Here is a 16717-nt window from a genome sequence, read left to right on the forward strand (position 1 = left end):
GCATCACCTGAAAAGCACCGAAAAAGCACCAACAAAACATCGAAAAAGCATCAAAACAGATATAAACTAGAGTCATGAACAGCAACGAGAACAGCCCCGTTACCCGCCTGAACACCGCCCAGTTCATCGAAGGCATCCCCGCCTTCCTCGGCATGGTCCCGAACGAATCCCTCGTCATCGCCCTGTTCGATCCCCAGGGAACGACCGGCCCCTTCGCCCGCCTCGACCACGACAACGCCACCGCCGTTGTCGCTCTCGACAAGCTCATGGCCGCCGCCGAGTCCGCCGACTTCAACGCCACCATCGCCGCGCTCGTCAGCATCCACCCCAACGGCGACACCGCAGAGGAGACCCTTCTCGCCGCCACCCGCCACGCCTACACGCTCGGTCTGGCCGTGCCCATCGCCGCCGTCCTGCCCGAGTACACCGCCGGTGAGACCTTCTTCAACTTCCCCAGCGCCGAATCCGGCGAACTCGGCGACATCCTCGCGAGCACCGTTGCTGTCCTCGGAGTCATTGACGGCCGCGCACCCATTGCCCCCAGCCGCGACGCGCTCGCCGCCGAACTCGCACCCGCCGAAGACCTCGGAGTGTTGTTCGAGCGCCAGTGGGACGCACGCCAGGCCCGCGCCCAGGCTCCCGAGATCACCGACGCCGCGAACCTAGAGACGCTGCGCGACGCGATCGAAGCACCCCGCGAGCTGACCTATCCCGAAGCCGTCGCTGTCGCGATCACCCTCACCGACAACCCCCGCGCCCGCGACGTGGCCCTGTACTTCTCCCGCAACGTCGCCGCCGTCGCCATCCTGACCGACGCCGCCCGCAAGACCTCCGGCTACGCCCGCTTTACGATCCTGTCCGTCCTCGCCGCCGTCGCCTACGCACACGGCTACGGAGTCCGCGCCGCCGTCGCCCTCGACGCCATCGAGAACGGAGTAGCCCACGAGACCCAGATCCCCAAGCTCGCGCTTCTCATCCGCCAAGTCGTTGACCACGGCCTGCACGCCAAGGGAGTGCAAGAAGTCCTCAAGGCCGGTCGAAACGTCCTCCCCGAATTCGGATTCACCCCCGAGGACTGACAAACACACCACGAGGCCCCGCACCGACCGGTGCGGGGCCTCGCCCTATCTCCAACTCACCAACGAACCCGCCCGCACCTTCCGCAGCGCGCAGGGCCGAGCTCAGGACATCGAGCCCCTTCGCCCGGCTTCTCCCGCAGCTCGCGCACGGATCCGCGCCACCGCGCCGGGACGACACCCAACCGCAGTGCGCCGACCGTGGCATCGTCACGGTGCGATTCAGGCGAGCCGTCAGAGAATGTCCGGCTTATCCGAGAAGCAGATGTCGATGCTGCGAGTGCGGGGTACGTCCAGCACCGGTATGCCGGCGACCGCCGCATCGAGGGCCAGATCCGAAATCGGCATCACCTCGAGGACGGCATCGAGCAAGGCCGCTTCCGCTTCACTGCGCTGCATGAGAACCCCTAACGTCTCCGAAACCGCCCCGACTTGCGTGCAACGGTCGACTCTCATCATCGAATATCCACCGTGGCTGAACCAACCGCCTCGACACATCAGAAGACGATCGCCTGCCAACTACCACAGCGTTCCTTGCGCCCCGTCGTACAGGGCTGTCTCGATCGCGTGCTGATCCCAGCCATATCGCAAGACCGCCTCGCCCACCGCTCGTGAGCGTCGAGCACGTTCGGCACGGTCGGCGCCGAACCACAACCACCGGCCCCAGCCGCGACCCTTACGCCCCATGTCCGCCATGTTCTCAGCGGTCGACGCGAGCACCACATGGGCAGCGAAGGCATCACCGTCGCCCGTGTTGACGCACAGCGGGTTGTCACAACGCCGGTGCATCGCCACTTTGTTGTCGTCGAGGCCACGTTCCAGCTCCACAGCGAGCGCGTAACGGTGCGGTCGGACCACGATCTGATGACCGTCTCGAGCTATCCAGAACCGTCCGTAGCCGTCGTCACCGAGTGCCCCGACCCAGAGGTGACAGGAATCCAAGTCCGGTCCGTACACCACGCGTTGGAAGAAGCGAGTCCGTTCGATCTCGTCTCCTGGCTCCCACCGCACAGTGGCTCCGTCTCTGACCTCGCGCCGGTGCTTGCTGCCCGATCAGGAGCCGGAAGCAGCTACAGGCACGTCGGGCGTCGGTTCCTTCGCCTCACTGCCGCCCTCGCTCGATCCTTGTGCGGGAGGCGTCGAGTCGTTGTTCTCTTCGGCCAGCTTCACCAACCGGCGCACCATCGCCACGTCCAGATCGACGAGTTCGGAGATCGAGGTCGCGGTCTCGCCACGTCCAGCAACCTGCGCCAGCGACCTGCCCGCCGCGAGTTCGGCCGCAGCCTTCTTCTTTTCGAACTCTTTGTTCGCCTTGGCGATCGCCGCATCACGACGAACAGCGGCCTTGTCCACCTTCTCCAGCGACGCCAACGCGCGCTCGAGGTCGCGCTGGTTGTCGCTGATCCGCTTGAGCAATTCAGCGCGCCGTTCCGACAGCTTCGACCGTGCCTGACTGCGTGCCGAGATCACCTTGGTCTCGTTGTGCACCGCATCCCCCGAACCACTCACTGCGACACCCTTCCCTTCTACAACAACTCACGCCGAGTCTAAACCAGCAGCCCGACCAAACCCGTTCCTTCGCCGGAGCGGTCTTCGACCGCCGGCTACACCGATCCATATCGCACCGTATCCGGGCACCACCAACAGAAGAAAGGGGACACACCTCTTGCAGTTTTACTGCCATTCGGGATTCTCGCTCCCAACCTGCGTGTTCGTACCGCTAAGATCGAGCCCGTGATGACCCTCCACGTCCTGCACGCAGCGGACGGCTACGAGTACCTGACACGTCAGGTCGCCACAGCCGACCGCGAGCGTGAACGTGGAGCAGAACTGACCGACTACTACACCGCACACGGCACACCGCCCGGCGAATGGTTCGGCTCCGGCGTCGACGGTTTGAACGACCTTCTCGACGACATCCACGTCGCGAACGCCGACCGGATCTCGGTCGGAGATGTCGTCACCGAGGCGCAAATGAAGGCATTGTTCGGCGAAGGTCTCCATCCGAATGCCGATGCCATGATCGCCGAACTCATCGATCGAGGCGTCCCCTCCGAGGACGCAATCCGGCTCGCTCGACTCGGGCGAAAGTTCCCGACCTTCAAGAACAACGTCGAGCTGTTCGACCGACACGCGGCCGAAATCGCCGAGTACACCGATACCCACGGGCACGCCCCGAGTCCGGAGGAAACCGCTGCGATCCTCGACCGCATCGCCGGAGGTATGTTCCAGGACAAGCACGGCCGGCCAGTCGCGAACGAGGCCGAATTGCGGAACTGGATTGCCCACGAGAAGGGCAAAGTCCGACACCCGGTAGCCGGCCACGACCTGGTTTTCACACCGCCCAAGAGCGTGTCGAGCCTGTGGGCACTGGCACCGAACGAGACGCGTATCGAGATCGAGCGCATCGTCGATGCCACGGTGAAAGACACCCTCCGGTGGCTCGAAGAGAACGCCTGCTTCACTCGCGTCGGCCGCAACGGCGAGGAACAGATCGACACCAACGGTTTCGTCGCGACCCTCTACAAGCACTTCGATTCCCGCTGCGGGGACCCCAATCTGCACACCCACGCCGTCGTGTCGATCAAGACCCAGGCCGCCGAAGACGGCAAGTGGCGAGCCGTCGACGGATCGACCATGTTCCGCTTTGCCGTCGCCGCCTCGCAGCGATTCAACGCCGAAGTGATGCAGCGCCTGAGCACCGAACTCGGCCTCGAGCTGACCCACCGCGAGATCGATCAGGGCAAGCAACCCGTCGTCGAACTGGCCGTCATTCCCCGCGACATGCTCGAGATGTTCAGCTCCCGCCGCAGCGTGATCGAGGCCCGCCGCGACGAACTCGTGGCCGAGTACCGCGCCAAGTACCAGCGGATGCCCGACGCCAAGACGATGTATCAGCTTTATCAACAAGCAACCCTCGACACCCGCGAAGGCAAGGCCGACGCGAAATCACTCGCCGAGATGCGCGCAGAATGGCGCGAGAAGGCCGCCGAAATCCTCGGCGGCAACGAGGCTGTCGACCAGCTCGTCCGCGACGCCTTCGCCGCCGATCACGCCCCGAGGCCACAGCGCCGCAGCCTCGACGACGACGCCCGAGCCGTGATCACCAAGCTCGAATCCAAGCGCTCGCGCTGGCAACTGCCACACATCGTCTCCGCAGTCCAGGCCCACCTCGGCGGTGAGACGTTCCCCGACCTCGACACCTACCGGACGGCAGTCGATCGACTCACCAGCCGGGTCGTGGAGTTGTCGGTCACCACCCCACGCGTCGAGCTGCCCGCGATCCCGAGGCGTCTGCGCCGACGTAACGGCGATTTCGTTCTGTCCCACCACGGCAGCCACAAACACAGCTCCCAGCGCATCCTCGACGCCGAAACGATGCTGGCATCGGCCACCAGCGAACCCACCGTCTTCACCGCTCGAACCGCCTCGATCTACGAGGTGTACGAGACGATGCGCGCCGAAACCGGGCGCAACCTCAACGCCGGCCAGCGCACCTTGACCGAGCACTTCCTGCAATCCGGGGCACTGCTGGCCGTCGGTGTCGGACCCGCAGGAACCGGCAAGACCACCAGCATGAAAGTCGTCGTGCAGGCATGGCAAAACGAAGGCCGGGGCGTCATAGCCCTCGCACCCTCCGCAGTCGCCGCCGAAACACTCGGCGAAGAAGTCGGCGTCACCGGCCTGACCCTGGCCTCCCTGACCTACCCCTGGCGTGGTCTCGTCGGCAGTCGCCCCGGCACACTTCCGGCCGGCATCGACATCGCACCGGGCACGATGCTGCTCGTCGACGAAGCATCCCTTGCCTCCACCCTCGACCTCGCCGCCGTCGTCGAGATCGCCAAGGAACGTGGCGCAGTCGTCCGCCTGCTCGGTGACCCGGCCCAGCTCGACGCTGTGGAAACCGGCGGAATTCTGCGCTATCTGGCGCAGAACACCGACGCTCCCGAACTCGACACCGTGGTCCGATTCGGCAACGACACCGCTCAAGCCGAAAACTCGATGCTGCTGCGATCCGGTGACTCCACCGGCCTGGACCTGATCTACGAACGCGACCTCGTGCGCGAAGGAACGCGCGAAGAAATGATCGGCCAGGCCGTCGAGAACTACCTCCACGACCTCGCCGACGGTAAAGAATCCATCGTCATGCTGCCCACCCGCGAGGACGTCACGGCAGCGAACATCCAAGTCCAGGCCGTACGCCGCCACGACGGAACCAGCGACGAATCCACCACCGTCGCCCTCGCCGACGAACTCACCGCAGGCCGCGGCGACATCGTGCTCACCCGCAGCAACCGCCGCGATCTGAACCCCTCCGGCGGAAAGAAAGCCGGAGCGTTCGTGCGAAACGGCGACCTGTGGGAAGTGCTCGATGTCGTCTCCGAACGCGGCGCACTGACCGTCCGGCACCTCGAACACGGCGGCGTCATCACCCTGCCGGCCGACTACATCAGCACCCACGTGCAACTCGGCTACGCCTCCACCGTGCACCGCGCCCAGGGCGTCACCGTCGACACCGCCCACGCCATCATCACCCCCGACATGGACCGCTCCGGGCTGTATGTGGCCGTCACCCGCGCCCGCACCGACAACCGGATCTACGTCCCGGTCGACGTGCCCGTCAACCTCGACACCGAGCGTCCGCACCTCGAAGACAAGAACGTCTCCACCGGCCGGATGATCCTCGAAACCGTCGTCGCCACCGACAACGGCCACCGCACCGCCACCGAAGAACTCGCCGAACAAGCCGCCCACGCCACCGACCCGGAGCGGCTGCGCGAGGCATATCTGGCCGCCCAACGCCGCCTCCGCGACGACGCACTCGAGACCGAGATGCGCCGCACCCTGCCCGAACACATCGCCGCCACAATCGAAGGCACCGAAGGATGGGCGCAGCTTCGCCAGGTCCTCGCCGATGCCCACGACCACGGCCACAGCACCCGCACGCTCCTCGGACACGCCCTCGCCGAAGGCCCCCTCGCCGGAGCGAAAGACATCGGAGCGGTCCTCGCCCACCGCACCCGCGCCATCGTCGGCCAGTTCACCGAACACCCGACATTGCCGCCGCTACCGATCCGAGACCCGCTCCACACCGACACGGACATGCACGACTTCGCGGTCGAATGCGCCCGCCGCTACACCGAGACCACCGACCGCGCCGCGGCCGCAGACACCGGCATCGGCGAGGTCATCCGCCGCTACCGCGACACCTCCGCACTGCTCGAAACACAGAGAGTTCGCACCCTCGCCACCGCTGCACTCGGAGAAGAACTCGGTGCCCGCATCGCCGAAGAATCCTCCGCACGACTGCTCGCCCGCCAGCTCCACCGCGCCGCCCAAGCCGGCGTAGACCCGATCAACCTGCTCACCTGGCACCACGAACGCCTTGCCGCAAACGGCGTCGACACCACCGCGGCCGCGCTGCGCTCCGACATGGCCAAGCCCCTGACCGAGCTGATCGCCCGCCGCAACACCGCATGGCTCACCGAGCACGAAGAGACCATCGCCGAGCACCTGCCCACGCTCGCGTTGCAGACCGACGACGAACGCGCCCAGGCCATCGCCGGACGCATCGAACATCTCCACCGCCTCAGCGGAGCGAGCATTGAGGAGGTCGTGGCCGATCTGGCAGAGCGGACCGGAGCCACCGCCCCAGCGACCGTGCTCCTCGCCGAACTCGACCGCCTCGCCGCCGACGGACGCGACCTCACGAACCCCGACGCACCCGAATGGGTCGTCGCGCCCGTGTCCGACGCCGACACCATCGACCCCGAACTCGCCGCCACGATCCGCGAGGACTACCAGGCCATCGCCGAGCTCCACCGCGACTTCCGCGATCAGCTCACCGACGACACCGCACCGATCTGGGCATACGCGAGCCTCGACGCCTGCCCCGACGATCCCGAACACGCTGCTCTGTGGCGTGCCACCGTCGCGGACGCGGCTGCTTACCGAAGTACGCACCACATCACCGACGAGGACACTCTCGTCGGAGGCCGGCCCAAAGATCGCCGGGCCGCACTCGACTGGACCAACGTCGAACGTCAGCGTCTCCAACTGCACAAGGAGCGGACGCGACCAGAGCGGAATGCGGTTGACACCCCGGAACCTCGGTCTGCGGTCGCCGGGATTGAACACCGGACGAGGCGGATCTGACTGGGGGCGGAGGGGAATGCGTGGGGCCGGAAACGGGCTCGCGTCTCCGGAAAAGCCCAGTTGGAGCGGTGTGATATGATTCTCACGGCTAACGCGTCTAGCCGACCCCGGTAATACCGGAGTCGGCTTTTCTGCGCCAGCTACTCTCAACTGAAGAAAGGAGATCAGATGACATCTGTCGCTGCGCGTAAGCGCATCTGGGGTGTCCTCGGGCGCATGCTTGCCGGCGTACTAACCCGTTGGACTCTGGACAAGATGTTTGAGCAACTGGTCATTATCTAGTTGTTCGAGGCGGATGTTTCCAGCACTAGCTGGGAGCATCCGCCCTCTTGTTCTACAGAAAGGGTATCACTCTTACGCAAAAATTTATACACCCCTTGGACAGCACGGGGCCTAATTGAAATTTTCCTGGGTGCCACTCAGGGGGCGTTCCACTCCTCCCGCGAGGGCCAACCGGATAGACCGAACACACAACGGACACGACTTCGATCTGAGCGGGAAACCCCAGTTCGAGGTCGCGTCCGTGCGGAATGGTCGGCCACGACGCCTGGGCGGGCACTCTTCGCGGCCGACCACCACACCGAGGACAGGCCGGGTGGTGAGTCCGGTTCCGATGTCCTCGGCAGTCACTAGGTCCGTACGTACCCCTCTGTATCGTCGGACCACTCCCAAACGTGACCGTCATACGAGACCGGCCCGAACTCATCGTCAGCCTCAACCGGTTCGGCATCTCCCGAGTCGATCAGATCGACCATCCGCGCAGCATCGATCACCACCGGCTTCACCCCGTTGCCCGAGTCCGAGAACGATCCGGTCGCAGCGACCGCCGCCGCGATCGGGGTCGGCCGCGCCGCGATGTCCGCCGCGATCCACTCCCGTGCCCCCTCGAGCAGCGTGACCTGCACGGTCGGCGGTTCGCAGCGCCCGTCGATACAGTCGCCGAACTCGTCGGAGTTGACCGCCAGCCGTTGCAGAAGCGGTTGATAGACCTGGTAGTGCCAGCTTCCCGGCGACCACGAATGCACCTGACCGTCGCCGAGCTGTTCGTAGGCGACCTTGTGCGCCGACATCGCCGCCGTCAGTTCCTCGACCATCTTCGGGTGCCGATACCAGCAGCCCTTGATCCGATCGGTGAGCCGATAGCAGCCGCGAAACCACTCCACCCAGTCGATCAACTCGTCCCACAACTGTTGGGCTTGTTCCTGGTCGAGATGCCGCCACGACAACCGGCCCGGCGTGTACCCGCTCATCCGAGCACCACTTCCCCGCCCGTGCGGGACCAAGCCCAATCGGGCAGCTCCCCCGTCTCGCAGACCCAGTTGTAGACCTCTTGAGAGTCGAGCACCCGTTTCTTCCAGTGCGGAATGTCCCACACCAGCGGTAGATGGACCCGCGCCGGAGCCGCACCCCGGTAGATCATCAATGCCTGGTCAGCAGGCATTCCGCGAATCTCCGGGGCGGTCATCACCTTCGTCTGCCGAGGAGCCTGCGTCGGAGACCACCACTCTTCGCGCTCACCGGTCAATCGGGAGATCTGCTCGAGCTCGTTCACATCACCGAGGCCGGGCAGGATGATTCGCACCGGCGAGTTCGTCGTGAACATCTTCCCCGCGCTCGGACCCCATCGCCGGATGTTCTGCTCCTGACCGTGGCAGAACGCCCAGATCGAGATTCCTCGCCCGGCGCTGTCGGATACCTTGTCGGGCAGATCCGGGATGGGCGCGACATTGTTGACCTCATCGAGAACGAACCGCACCGGAGGATCGATTCTCTCCTCTGGGTACTCCCGCGAAATTTCTTTGGCCAGGTAATACGCCTCCGCCGCCAACGCCGTGACGATCGGTGCACTTGAGCCGTAGGAGCCTTCGGAGATCAGATACAGCGTCCCGCCGTCGCGGATGAGCTGCGCGAGGTTCACCGACTCGTCGGCGGTGACGTTGACTGCCGCCATCAACTTCGGTGAGGCGAGGGGATCGAGCAGCGTCGAGACCGTCGACATCACATCGTCGACCGAATCCGATCCCGAGCCGCCGAGCTGCGAATACTCCACGCTCCACGTCGGCAGGTCCCGGTCCAGAATCTCCTTGACCTTCGGCACCTGCCGCTGCATCGCCCAGCGATAGAAGGTGGTCACGTCCCCACCGGACACCGCTGCCGCATACAGACAGCACCGCAGGTACTTCGCTGCGTTCGTCGAGAAGTACCCACTGTTCTTGGTATCGCCGAGGGGAACAGCCTGCACCAGCGCATCGGCACGCCGGATCGCCGTATCCGGGTCATCGCAGCTGGCCAGCAGAGACCACCGCATCGGCGTCGGCCACCGCGTGATGCCCTCGGGGTCGAACACCTCGACCGGGCCGGAGGCCAACCGTTGCCCCACCGTCGACCACAGCAGATCAGGTTTGGTGGTCGTGGCCAGCACGAACCCGACCGACTCGACGATCCGCTGCCAAGCCAACCGCCAGCTCTTGCCCGAACCGGTCGGACCCTCGACCAGCGTGCCGTCCCGGTACTGGACGAACACCTCGGCATCTTTGCCATGCTCGTCGTAGAGCGTGCCGATCCGGGTCGCCACCTGATGCGCGTCGATCTTGCGGGCCGGAGTATCACCCAAGCTCGCCCGATTCGTCTTCGCGGCTTTCACCGCGCTCCTGCGATCGAGGCCGCGCCGCCGCAGCTCCGCCCGGTCCGCAAACCCTTCCTGGCGCGTGCGCTTAGCGCGCTGACGTGCCGAAACCTTCCCGTCGATCACGAGGACGACGGCGATATAGACCAGCATCGCTGCGATCAGGCACACCCACACCGCGACCGCCGAGCCCGGCCGCGAGTCCTCGGGCCAGCCCACCGTCGGATCGCCCGGCGTGAGCACCAACGCCCGCAACACCGACAACGTGCCGTACAGCCCTTCCGGGAACACCGGACCCGCCCCGGTCACCAGGCCGGCAACCGCGCCCCCGGCGTACACCGTCCACAGGACCGCGCCGATCACCACGACCACCAGGCCGGTGCCGACCGGGATCACCGGCTGTGTCGGCCGCTGTTGACCCCGCTCGTTCACTGCACCGCCCCCACCAGCTCGGCCAATTCCTCGGCATCGAGAGTGTCCGGGAGCCGGGTCTGCCCGACCAGCGTGCTCGCCTCACCCCGAATGACCTCATCGGTGTCGGTGAGGGTGATCTCGAGCGGGGACCGCTCGTGCTTCATCAGCACCGGATCGGACTTGCCCATCACCACGAGACACTGCCCCTTGTGCATCGACATCAGCAGATCGACGCAGTATTCGGGCAGGTGGTACATGCGAACCGTCTGCTCGGCATCGTCCACCCGATCCTGTCCGTACAGGAACACGATCCCGGCTTCCTGCATCAACGCCCTGGCCGGAGAATCCGCAGGTAGATCGGCGATGTGATGGAACGCTGAGACCGTGGACAGGCCGAGGCCGCGAGAGAGCTTCATGTTGTCCCGGAAAACCCGCCCGGTCGAGCCTTCCGCGATGTGCCAGCCTTCCTCGACGATGAGAATGGTCTGCTTGTGCTCGGATGCACGAGCGGCGAGAACATTCGACAGCCACGTATTGATGACCGTCATCACCACCCGCAGCGCCGGTCCTTTGTTGGGCAGTTCGGAGACGTCGAAGTGCACGAGCGGATGGTCGAGCGCATGACGGACATCGGTCGAGGTCGGCTGATCGACCAACCCGCGCAGATCTCCTTCGCAGAGCTGCCGCAGCGCCAGGCCCGGATCACGACCCCACCGGCACGCTTCCTTCTCCCACACCTCGCCGAAGGTGACTGTCGCTTCCTCCGGCGTGGATAGCAGCAGATCGGCGACATCACGCAGGATCGGCTCGGTGCCCTCGCTGCGGGCACGTTCGTTGACCAGTCTCAGCGCCAGGTTCAGCGCCGCGATCTCCGTCTGCACCAACGTCCGCTGCATGGTGTCCTCGAGTACCGCGGCAATCAGCACTTCTTGACCGGCCGGCACGATGCCACCAGAAGTGGTCACCGACGACGAAATCGCCGGGTCCATGATGTTCAACCGCGCACCGTCCCCGCCGGTCTTGAACCTGATCGACGGCACCCCCAGCGACTTGGCGAGCTCGGTGTACTCACCACCGCGATCACCCTGACGCTTCTTGTCGATCACCACGACCTGACGGCCGGCCGCGATCTGCCGCAGTCCCAGGGTGGTCTTGATCAGTGAGGACTTCGCCTTGCCGATATCACCGACCACCGCGACGTTGATGTTCTCGATCTCACTTCCGTACAACGCGAACGGATCGGTGATGACCAGCGCATTCGACATCAGGTTCCGCCCCGACACGAGTCCTTCGTGCCGCACGTTTTTGCGGGTGGTCGCCAGATTCAGTGCTTCGGCCTGGCGAGTCGTCGACCACACCCCTTCCGGGCGTGGCTCGTACCAGCCCCACCGGTCGAGCCACTTGTTGCGCTTCGGTGGACGCCGACGAGGAACCACCGGCGTGTCCGCCTGATCTACCTCCGGAGCGGTCGGCGCAGGCGCAGCGTCCTTTTTGCGGCTGCGTAGTGACGGCATCAGACCCCCTTGGCCCGGGTGTACTTGGTGGCCGCGAGTCCGCGGCCGAGCGGCAGAGTGAGGAATTGCGCGACATCGTGGCTGTCGTCGAACCAGGTGAACTCTTTGATGGCGGCTTGGTCGGCGGCCTGCTCGAGCCGCGCACACGCTCGCATCACCGCATCCTCATCCGGTGCGGTGACCGACACTGCCATCGACCAGATCACCCCGTGGTGTCCCGATCCCGGCTTGAGGTCTTCGCGGCGACGCAGTGATGCCGACGCCATGACCTCCGATGCACCGTCGGTGACCTGGCCCTTCTTTCGCTCCTTGTACTGGCGTGCTGCATCCTCGGTCGCGTCCTTGCGTGCCACCTGGCGCGCTTTGACTGCATCGACGAAATCCATCCGCACCTTCACCGTGCGGATTGTTGGCTGGGCCGGAAGCCCCTCAACAGGATCGCCGGGGTCCGGGTCGACGCCGGTCAACAGCGGCGAGAGCCATTCAGCGTGCAGCGGGATCGGTTCGATCGAACCGGGCCGGATCAACCCGACGCGGGTATCCCATCGGTCGGACACCCGTGTCGATAGGTCTCCGCCGACATACGACGGCCAGCAGTTGCCCCAGTTTGCGCCACGGTGGGCGTCGAGTGCGTAGGACGGATCGAGCATCGAGCGGAACACCGCACAGGCACGCTGTTGGCCGAGCACCTGCACCTGTCCGAGACGAGCTGAGGTCAGCGCGCCGACCGCCCGCATGGTCTCCTCGACGATGACCTGGCCGATACCGGCCTTCGTCTCTACGCCCTTACGCTTGGCGACCGCTCCGGCCGCCGACAGCAGTTCGATCGACTTCGGGAAGATCAGCGTGGCGTAGCAACGATGCTCTTCCGACTCCGGGGCCAGACCGTCGATGAGCTGGCCGTAGGACTCGACCGCGGGCATCACCCGGTGTGCATGAGGATTCGCGCGCACCACCGATTCCATCCACGCCACGTGGGGAGTCAGATCGGCCGGCACCGAGCGGTGCACCATCTCCAGCCCTCGAAGCAGTGAGGATCGGCGCGCGAACGAGGCCAGCGTGCGCGAGAACGCCTGCGAGGTCACTGCCCATTCCTCTGCACCGCGGAGTCCTTCGGCGAGCCCTTGAATCGACAGCACCACCGAGTAGTAGTTGTTGTCACCAGGCGTCCGGTGCTCGAGGATGAACATGTCATCGAGACCTGTATCGGTCAGATCCAGCGGAGCGACATCTCCGAGCGGCACCGGGAACTCCCAGCCCGGATCGGCTCCGAGCACCCCGTACAACTCATCACCGGGTGCCCGGTAGACGTGTTCACCGTGCTTTCGCCGCCGCCGATCCCGGATCCGGTGCAGTTTCTCCCCCGCCCAAGACCGGCGACCGTTGATGTCGGTCGTCGCCCACAGCGTGCCGCCCACCACCGCAAGGACACCGGCCAGTGTCCAGATCGTCGATCCGAAGAAGACGAACAGGAACATCGAGACCATCAGCGCCGCTGCATAGGCGAACAGCACCGGTTCGGGAACGGGGATCAGTCCTCGGCGAGCGATTTCCGAGCCGAGGATCGAGGTGCGCTGCTCACTGTCACTCATCACTGATCTCCCATGTTGTCGGCTCGTTCAGGAGCGTTCTGTGCCGCCTGGGCTGCCTTGTTCAGCGCTGCGCCGCCCACGGTCCCGGCCACGACAGCCGCTCCCACCCCGGCCGATGCGACCGTGCCGGAGATGCCCTTGGCTGCTCCCATGAGCTTGCGAGTGCTCGCCCCACCATGCCCCCCACCGCTATGACCTGCGGTAACACCCGAGTGCTGGTGGGAGGTCGACCCGGCGGAACTATGGGACGTCGACCCGTTCGAGGTGGAGGCCACTCCCCCACCAACGCTCCCGCCGCCGACAGGATGGGCGTGTGCCGCCCCTGCGGAGCGGGCCGCAGCGACCTCACCCCCGCCACCACCGCCGCGGGCCATCATTGCCATCTGCGCGGTCTGCAAAGTGCCGCCCAGCCCTTGTCCGGTCGCCGATCCGGTATCGCCGAAGCCTTCCGAATCTTCACTGGACGGCATGAACGGGGCGTACTTGAGCAGCGACCACGGAGCGAGGCCGACCAGTCCGATGCACACCGCCGACATCGCCAAGGCGCCAAGCGATGCGAGGTCACCGTCGACGTAAGCCCCGGCGCTGCTGTCGATCAGCACCGTGGCTAAGAACCCCAGACCGAGGAAGATCACCGGCTTGGAAAACACGATCGAGATGAATACGAAGATCGGGCGCATCGCCTTCTTCCGCAGGTTCGGATGCACCCACAATCCGAACGCGACACCGGTCAGGCCGGCGAGGATCGGCAAGGCAGCGGCGTGCATCAACATGCCGAAGAACAACGCCAGCGACCCGAGGAACAACAACCCGAAGAACACGATTCCGGTCAGAGAGCCACCGACGACGGTGTCGCTCGTGATGCCTCCGAGCATTGCCGATACGGACACCACCGCCTGCTCCAAGTCCTGCTTGAGCAGTCCGGACAGGGAGGTGGTCAGCGCGTGCGAGAGCTGGACCAGCATTTCGGCGGCGGCCGGGGCGAACATCATCGACAGCACACCTAACGGGGCGTAGCCGATCAGGCTGTGCACCAGTTCCATTCGTGTCGATTTCTGTGCGGAGGTTCGGTAGATCGTGAACAGTGCGGTGATCGACATGACGAACACCCCGATTCCGCAACTGACCGCGTACCACCGCAGGAAACCTTCATCCCGCGGGTTGAACTCGTGGATGTTCGCCAAGCCCTCAAGGACCGAGGTGGTCAGCGATACCGCGCTTTCCTTGGTGCTGTTGGCCCAGTCGTCGATCACGCTGCCCGGATCAGCGATGAACGCGACCACGTCACCGGCCTTGTCGACGGCCGCCATACCGAGGCCGACGCCGAGCTGGATCTGAAGCGGCGTGGCGGCCTTGAGGACCACACCACCGACTCTGGCGAGATCGAGGAACCGGTCAGCGAAGTCCTTGTTCTGCTCTTTCCAGTTCCAGATGCCGCCGAACATCGCCCCCACCCGCGTGTTCCAGGCGCGGCACTGTACGAGTTCATCCGGCCCTGAAGTCTTGTCACAGTCGAGGAAATAGGCCCTGTTGCACAGCATCTCGTGGTCGCTGCACGGATTCTCAAAGATGTCGTCCGGCAGGTTGTCGACCCACTTCTGTTGCTTCATCACTGCGATCGAACCGGCGTCGGGTGCTGCCGCCCAGGTAAATCCCCAGTGGTTCCCGCCAGGCTCGGACCACTTCGCCAGATCCGCAGCGCACACCTTGGCCGAGGGCGAGAACTCCGGGTCGCCACCGGGGAAGGATGCCGGCCAGGTGGTCGGAGCCTTGCCATCGAGCACCGCTTGCTTCGCTTCATCCTCCGAGACGCCCATCAGCTCGGCGTACTGCGCGATGCGCTGCGTCACCGGGGACGCCCAGTAGAGAATTTGCTGGTCGAAGCGGAGATACTGCGCGAGGTACTGCCCGAAGTCGCCACCCTTGTCCGCACACGCCGGATCGGTCGACCACCCGGCCGCCTCGAACTCCGGGTGACCGGGAAAGAACTCCTTGAGCTCGTCTGGCATCCCAGCAGGCCACCCTTCGGCAGCGCCACTGAGCGGCTGCGCCCACGCGGGAATCGCACTTGAGGCCAACGCAAGCACTGCCAGCAGCACCGCAAGAAAAGTACGGACAAGGGGTCGCATGATTACTCCACGAAGAAGGTGTAGAGGCCGTTCGCGCCGAATTTGGCGAGAGTGGAGTCCCCTTCGGGGAACGAGACCTCTTCGGGCTCGGGTCCGGACCGGAACGCCCAATCGACGGCCTTCCAATCCCCGTTCTCCCACTCCAAGGTCACCGTGGTCGTGGACCAAACCGTGAGGACGCTGATCTTGCCCGTGCCGCTCAGATCGCTCTGGCTCGCCGAGACTGCCCACACCGACACCACCGCACGGTCATCCGAGTAGTCCGTGACGTTGACCAGGACCGGGATGTTGTTCATCACGGTGTCTTCGGAGTGTGAGACGTTGTCCTCGACAATGGCAATCAAAGCATCGCTGGCGCCGTCCCCGACAAGGTTGTTTTTCAGGTCGGCGGCGGTCACCCGGCCGAGGGCGATCTGGCTCACTGCCTGCACGAAGTTGGCGGCCGCGGTCTGTGCTCCGGCCTCGGTGTGGTCGTAGCCATGCGGAACACCGTTGGTGATCGAGTTGGGACCGTGCCCGGTCCGCACCGTGTCGGACTCCGAGCTACCGCCGCTCAACCCCGCGAGAATGCTCCCGAGGATCGTCACCACGAGCAGGATCACCAGGCCGTACTTGAACCATGTGGGCAGTCTGCCGAACGCCGCCTTCCATCCTTTGGTCTCTGCCGTCTTCGCCGAGGATGTCGGCGTCGGTGCTGCTGTTGCCGAGGGCGATTGCTGGGAGCCCGGCTTGATCGAGCTGAAATCGGGTGCCATCTGATTCTCCTAACAGTGCTGGTAGATCGGCTATCAGCCGTTGACGACGAACAAGATGGCGCCGACGATGATCCCGGCTCCGGCCACGCAACCGAACGCCACACCAGCGGTCTTGGCCGAATCCATCGAATCGCTCAGTTCGCTCTGGTAGCCCCCGGCGCGAGCCTTACGGATCTTGTAGAGCGAAATGATCAGGTTGACTGCGGATACCGCCAGGACCGCACCCCAGATACCGCCCGCAATCCGCGACCAGGTGCTCTGGAACGTAGGACCGAACACCCCCAGATCAGGGGAGATTCCGTCGAGTGGATTGTCGGTCTGAGCCGAGGCGGTACCGGCGGTGAGCAACACCGTGCCGATCGTGGCCGACAGAAGGGACGCAGCACGGGCCACGCTACGAGGTAGCGACCGCATCGAGGTATTGCGAGACATCACAGGGGTCCTTTCACACAGAA

Annotated in this window: 13 protein-coding genes; 3 read left to right on the forward strand and 10 right to left on the reverse strand. The window is 65.0% G+C overall.

The annotated features are described in order from the left end of the window. The first annotated feature begins 74 nt into the window (after positions 1 to 74). Positions 75 to 1079: a DUF4192 domain-containing protein gene (locus KXC42_RS26085; RefSeq protein ID WP_064064043.1), complete on the forward strand. Its 1005-nt coding sequence runs from the start codon at positions 75 to 77 to the stop codon at positions 1077 to 1079. 231 nt (positions 1080 to 1310) lie between these two features. Here KXC42_RS26085 and KXC42_RS26090 read toward each other — a convergent pair whose 3' ends face one another. The 3 genes from KXC42_RS26090 to KXC42_RS26100 form a co-directional block, all read right to left on the reverse strand. Then, positions 1311 to 1535, reverse strand: a complete 225-nt coding sequence (locus tag KXC42_RS26090; protein ID WP_147290729.1) for a hypothetical protein — start codon at positions 1533 to 1535, stop codon at positions 1311 to 1313. Between the two features lie 60 nt (positions 1536 to 1595). Further along, on the reverse strand, positions 1596 to 1904 hold the full coding sequence (locus KXC42_RS26095; RefSeq protein ID WP_245207861.1) for a hypothetical protein: 309 nt from the start codon (positions 1902 to 1904) through the stop codon (positions 1596 to 1598). 225 nt (positions 1905 to 2129) lie between these two features. Then, positions 2130 to 2585 (reverse strand): hypothetical protein, encoded by a 456-nt coding sequence (locus KXC42_RS26100; RefSeq protein ID WP_257606261.1) that lies wholly within the window; start codon positions 2583 to 2585, stop codon positions 2130 to 2132. A gap of 228 nt (positions 2586 to 2813) precedes the next feature. On the opposite strand from KXC42_RS26100, the gene mobF reads away from it, so the two are divergent. Continuing rightward, positions 2814 to 7232 (forward strand): MobF family relaxase, encoded by a 4419-nt coding sequence (gene mobF / locus KXC42_RS26105; RefSeq protein WP_064064039.1) that lies wholly within the window; start codon positions 2814 to 2816, stop codon positions 7230 to 7232. A 629-nt stretch (positions 7233 to 7861) separates the two neighbouring features. Here the strand turns inward: mobF and KXC42_RS26110 are convergent. From KXC42_RS26110 to KXC42_RS26135, 6 genes are all read right to left on the reverse strand, one after another. Next, on the reverse strand, positions 7862 to 8482 hold the full coding sequence (locus KXC42_RS26110; protein ID WP_064064038.1) for a hypothetical protein: 621 nt from the start codon (positions 8480 to 8482) through the stop codon (positions 7862 to 7864). Continuing rightward, entirely contained in the window at positions 8479 to 10290 is a 1812-nt protein-coding gene (locus tag KXC42_RS26115) for a type IV secretory system conjugative DNA transfer family protein (protein ID WP_064064037.1), read from the reverse strand. The genes KXC42_RS26110 and KXC42_RS26115 overlap by 4 nt, the downstream gene beginning before the upstream one ends. Then, a complete protein-coding gene (locus KXC42_RS26120) occupies positions 10287 to 11708 on the reverse strand; it encodes an ATP/GTP-binding protein (protein WP_245207860.1) in 1422 nt (473 codons plus the stop codon). The genes KXC42_RS26115 and KXC42_RS26120 overlap by 4 nt, the downstream gene beginning before the upstream one ends. Before the next feature lie 77 nt (positions 11709 to 11785). Next, on the reverse strand, positions 11786 to 13378 hold the full coding sequence (locus KXC42_RS26125; protein WP_064064035.1) for a hypothetical protein: 1593 nt from the start codon (positions 13376 to 13378) through the stop codon (positions 11786 to 11788). Then, positions 13378 to 15228: a hypothetical protein gene (locus KXC42_RS26130; RefSeq protein ID WP_257606262.1), complete on the reverse strand. Its 1851-nt coding sequence runs from the start codon at positions 15226 to 15228 to the stop codon at positions 13378 to 13380. Before KXC42_RS26130 ends, KXC42_RS26125 begins: the two co-directional genes overlap by 1 nt. A 281-nt stretch (positions 15229 to 15509) precedes the next feature. Continuing rightward, a complete protein-coding gene (locus KXC42_RS26135; RefSeq protein ID WP_245207858.1) occupies positions 15510 to 16109 on the reverse strand; it encodes a hypothetical protein in 600 nt (199 codons plus the stop codon). A 19-nt stretch (positions 16110 to 16128) separates the two neighbouring features. On the opposite strand from KXC42_RS26135, the gene KXC42_RS27545 reads away from it, so the two are divergent. After that, a complete protein-coding gene (locus KXC42_RS27545; protein WP_245207857.1) occupies positions 16129 to 16266 on the forward strand; it encodes a hypothetical protein in 138 nt (45 codons plus the stop codon). A gap of 29 nt (positions 16267 to 16295) precedes the next feature. Here KXC42_RS27545 and KXC42_RS26140 read toward each other — a convergent pair whose 3' ends face one another. Next, positions 16296 to 16694, reverse strand: coding sequence for a hypothetical protein (locus tag KXC42_RS26140; RefSeq protein WP_226949904.1), 399 nt, complete (start codon positions 16692 to 16694; stop codon positions 16296 to 16298). Positions 16695 to 16717 lie beyond the last annotated feature (23 nt).

The sequence above is a fragment of the Rhodococcus sp. LW-XY12 genome (genome assembly GCF_019317345.1).
Taxonomy (GTDB): Bacteria; Actinomycetota; Actinomycetes; order Mycobacteriales; family Mycobacteriaceae; genus Rhodococcus; species Rhodococcus pyridinivorans.

What these genes read in the sequence shown, in the direction of transcription:
- KXC42_RS26085 (WP_064064043.1), top strand. Translation starts at nt 75, where the DNA reads ATGAACAGCAACGAGAACAGCCCCGTTACCCGCCTGAACACCGCCCAG.
- KXC42_RS26090 (WP_147290729.1), bottom strand. Translation starts at nt 1,535, where the DNA reads ATGATGAGAGTCGACCGTTGCACGCAAGTCGGGGCGGTTTCGGAGACG.
- mobF (WP_064064039.1), top strand. Translation starts at nt 2,814, where the DNA reads ATGACCCTCCACGTCCTGCACGCAGCGGACGGCTACGAGTACCTGACA.
- KXC42_RS26110 (WP_064064038.1), bottom strand. Translation starts at nt 8,482, where the DNA reads ATGAGCGGGTACACGCCGGGCCGGTTGTCGTGGCGGCATCTCGACCAG.
- KXC42_RS26125 (WP_064064035.1), bottom strand. Translation starts at nt 13,378, where the DNA reads ATGAGTGACAGTGAGCAGCGCACCTCGATCCTCGGCTCGGAAATCGCT.
- KXC42_RS26140 (WP_226949904.1), bottom strand. Translation starts at nt 16,694, where the DNA reads ATGTCTCGCAATACCTCGATGCGGTCGCTACCTCGTAGCGTGGCCCGT.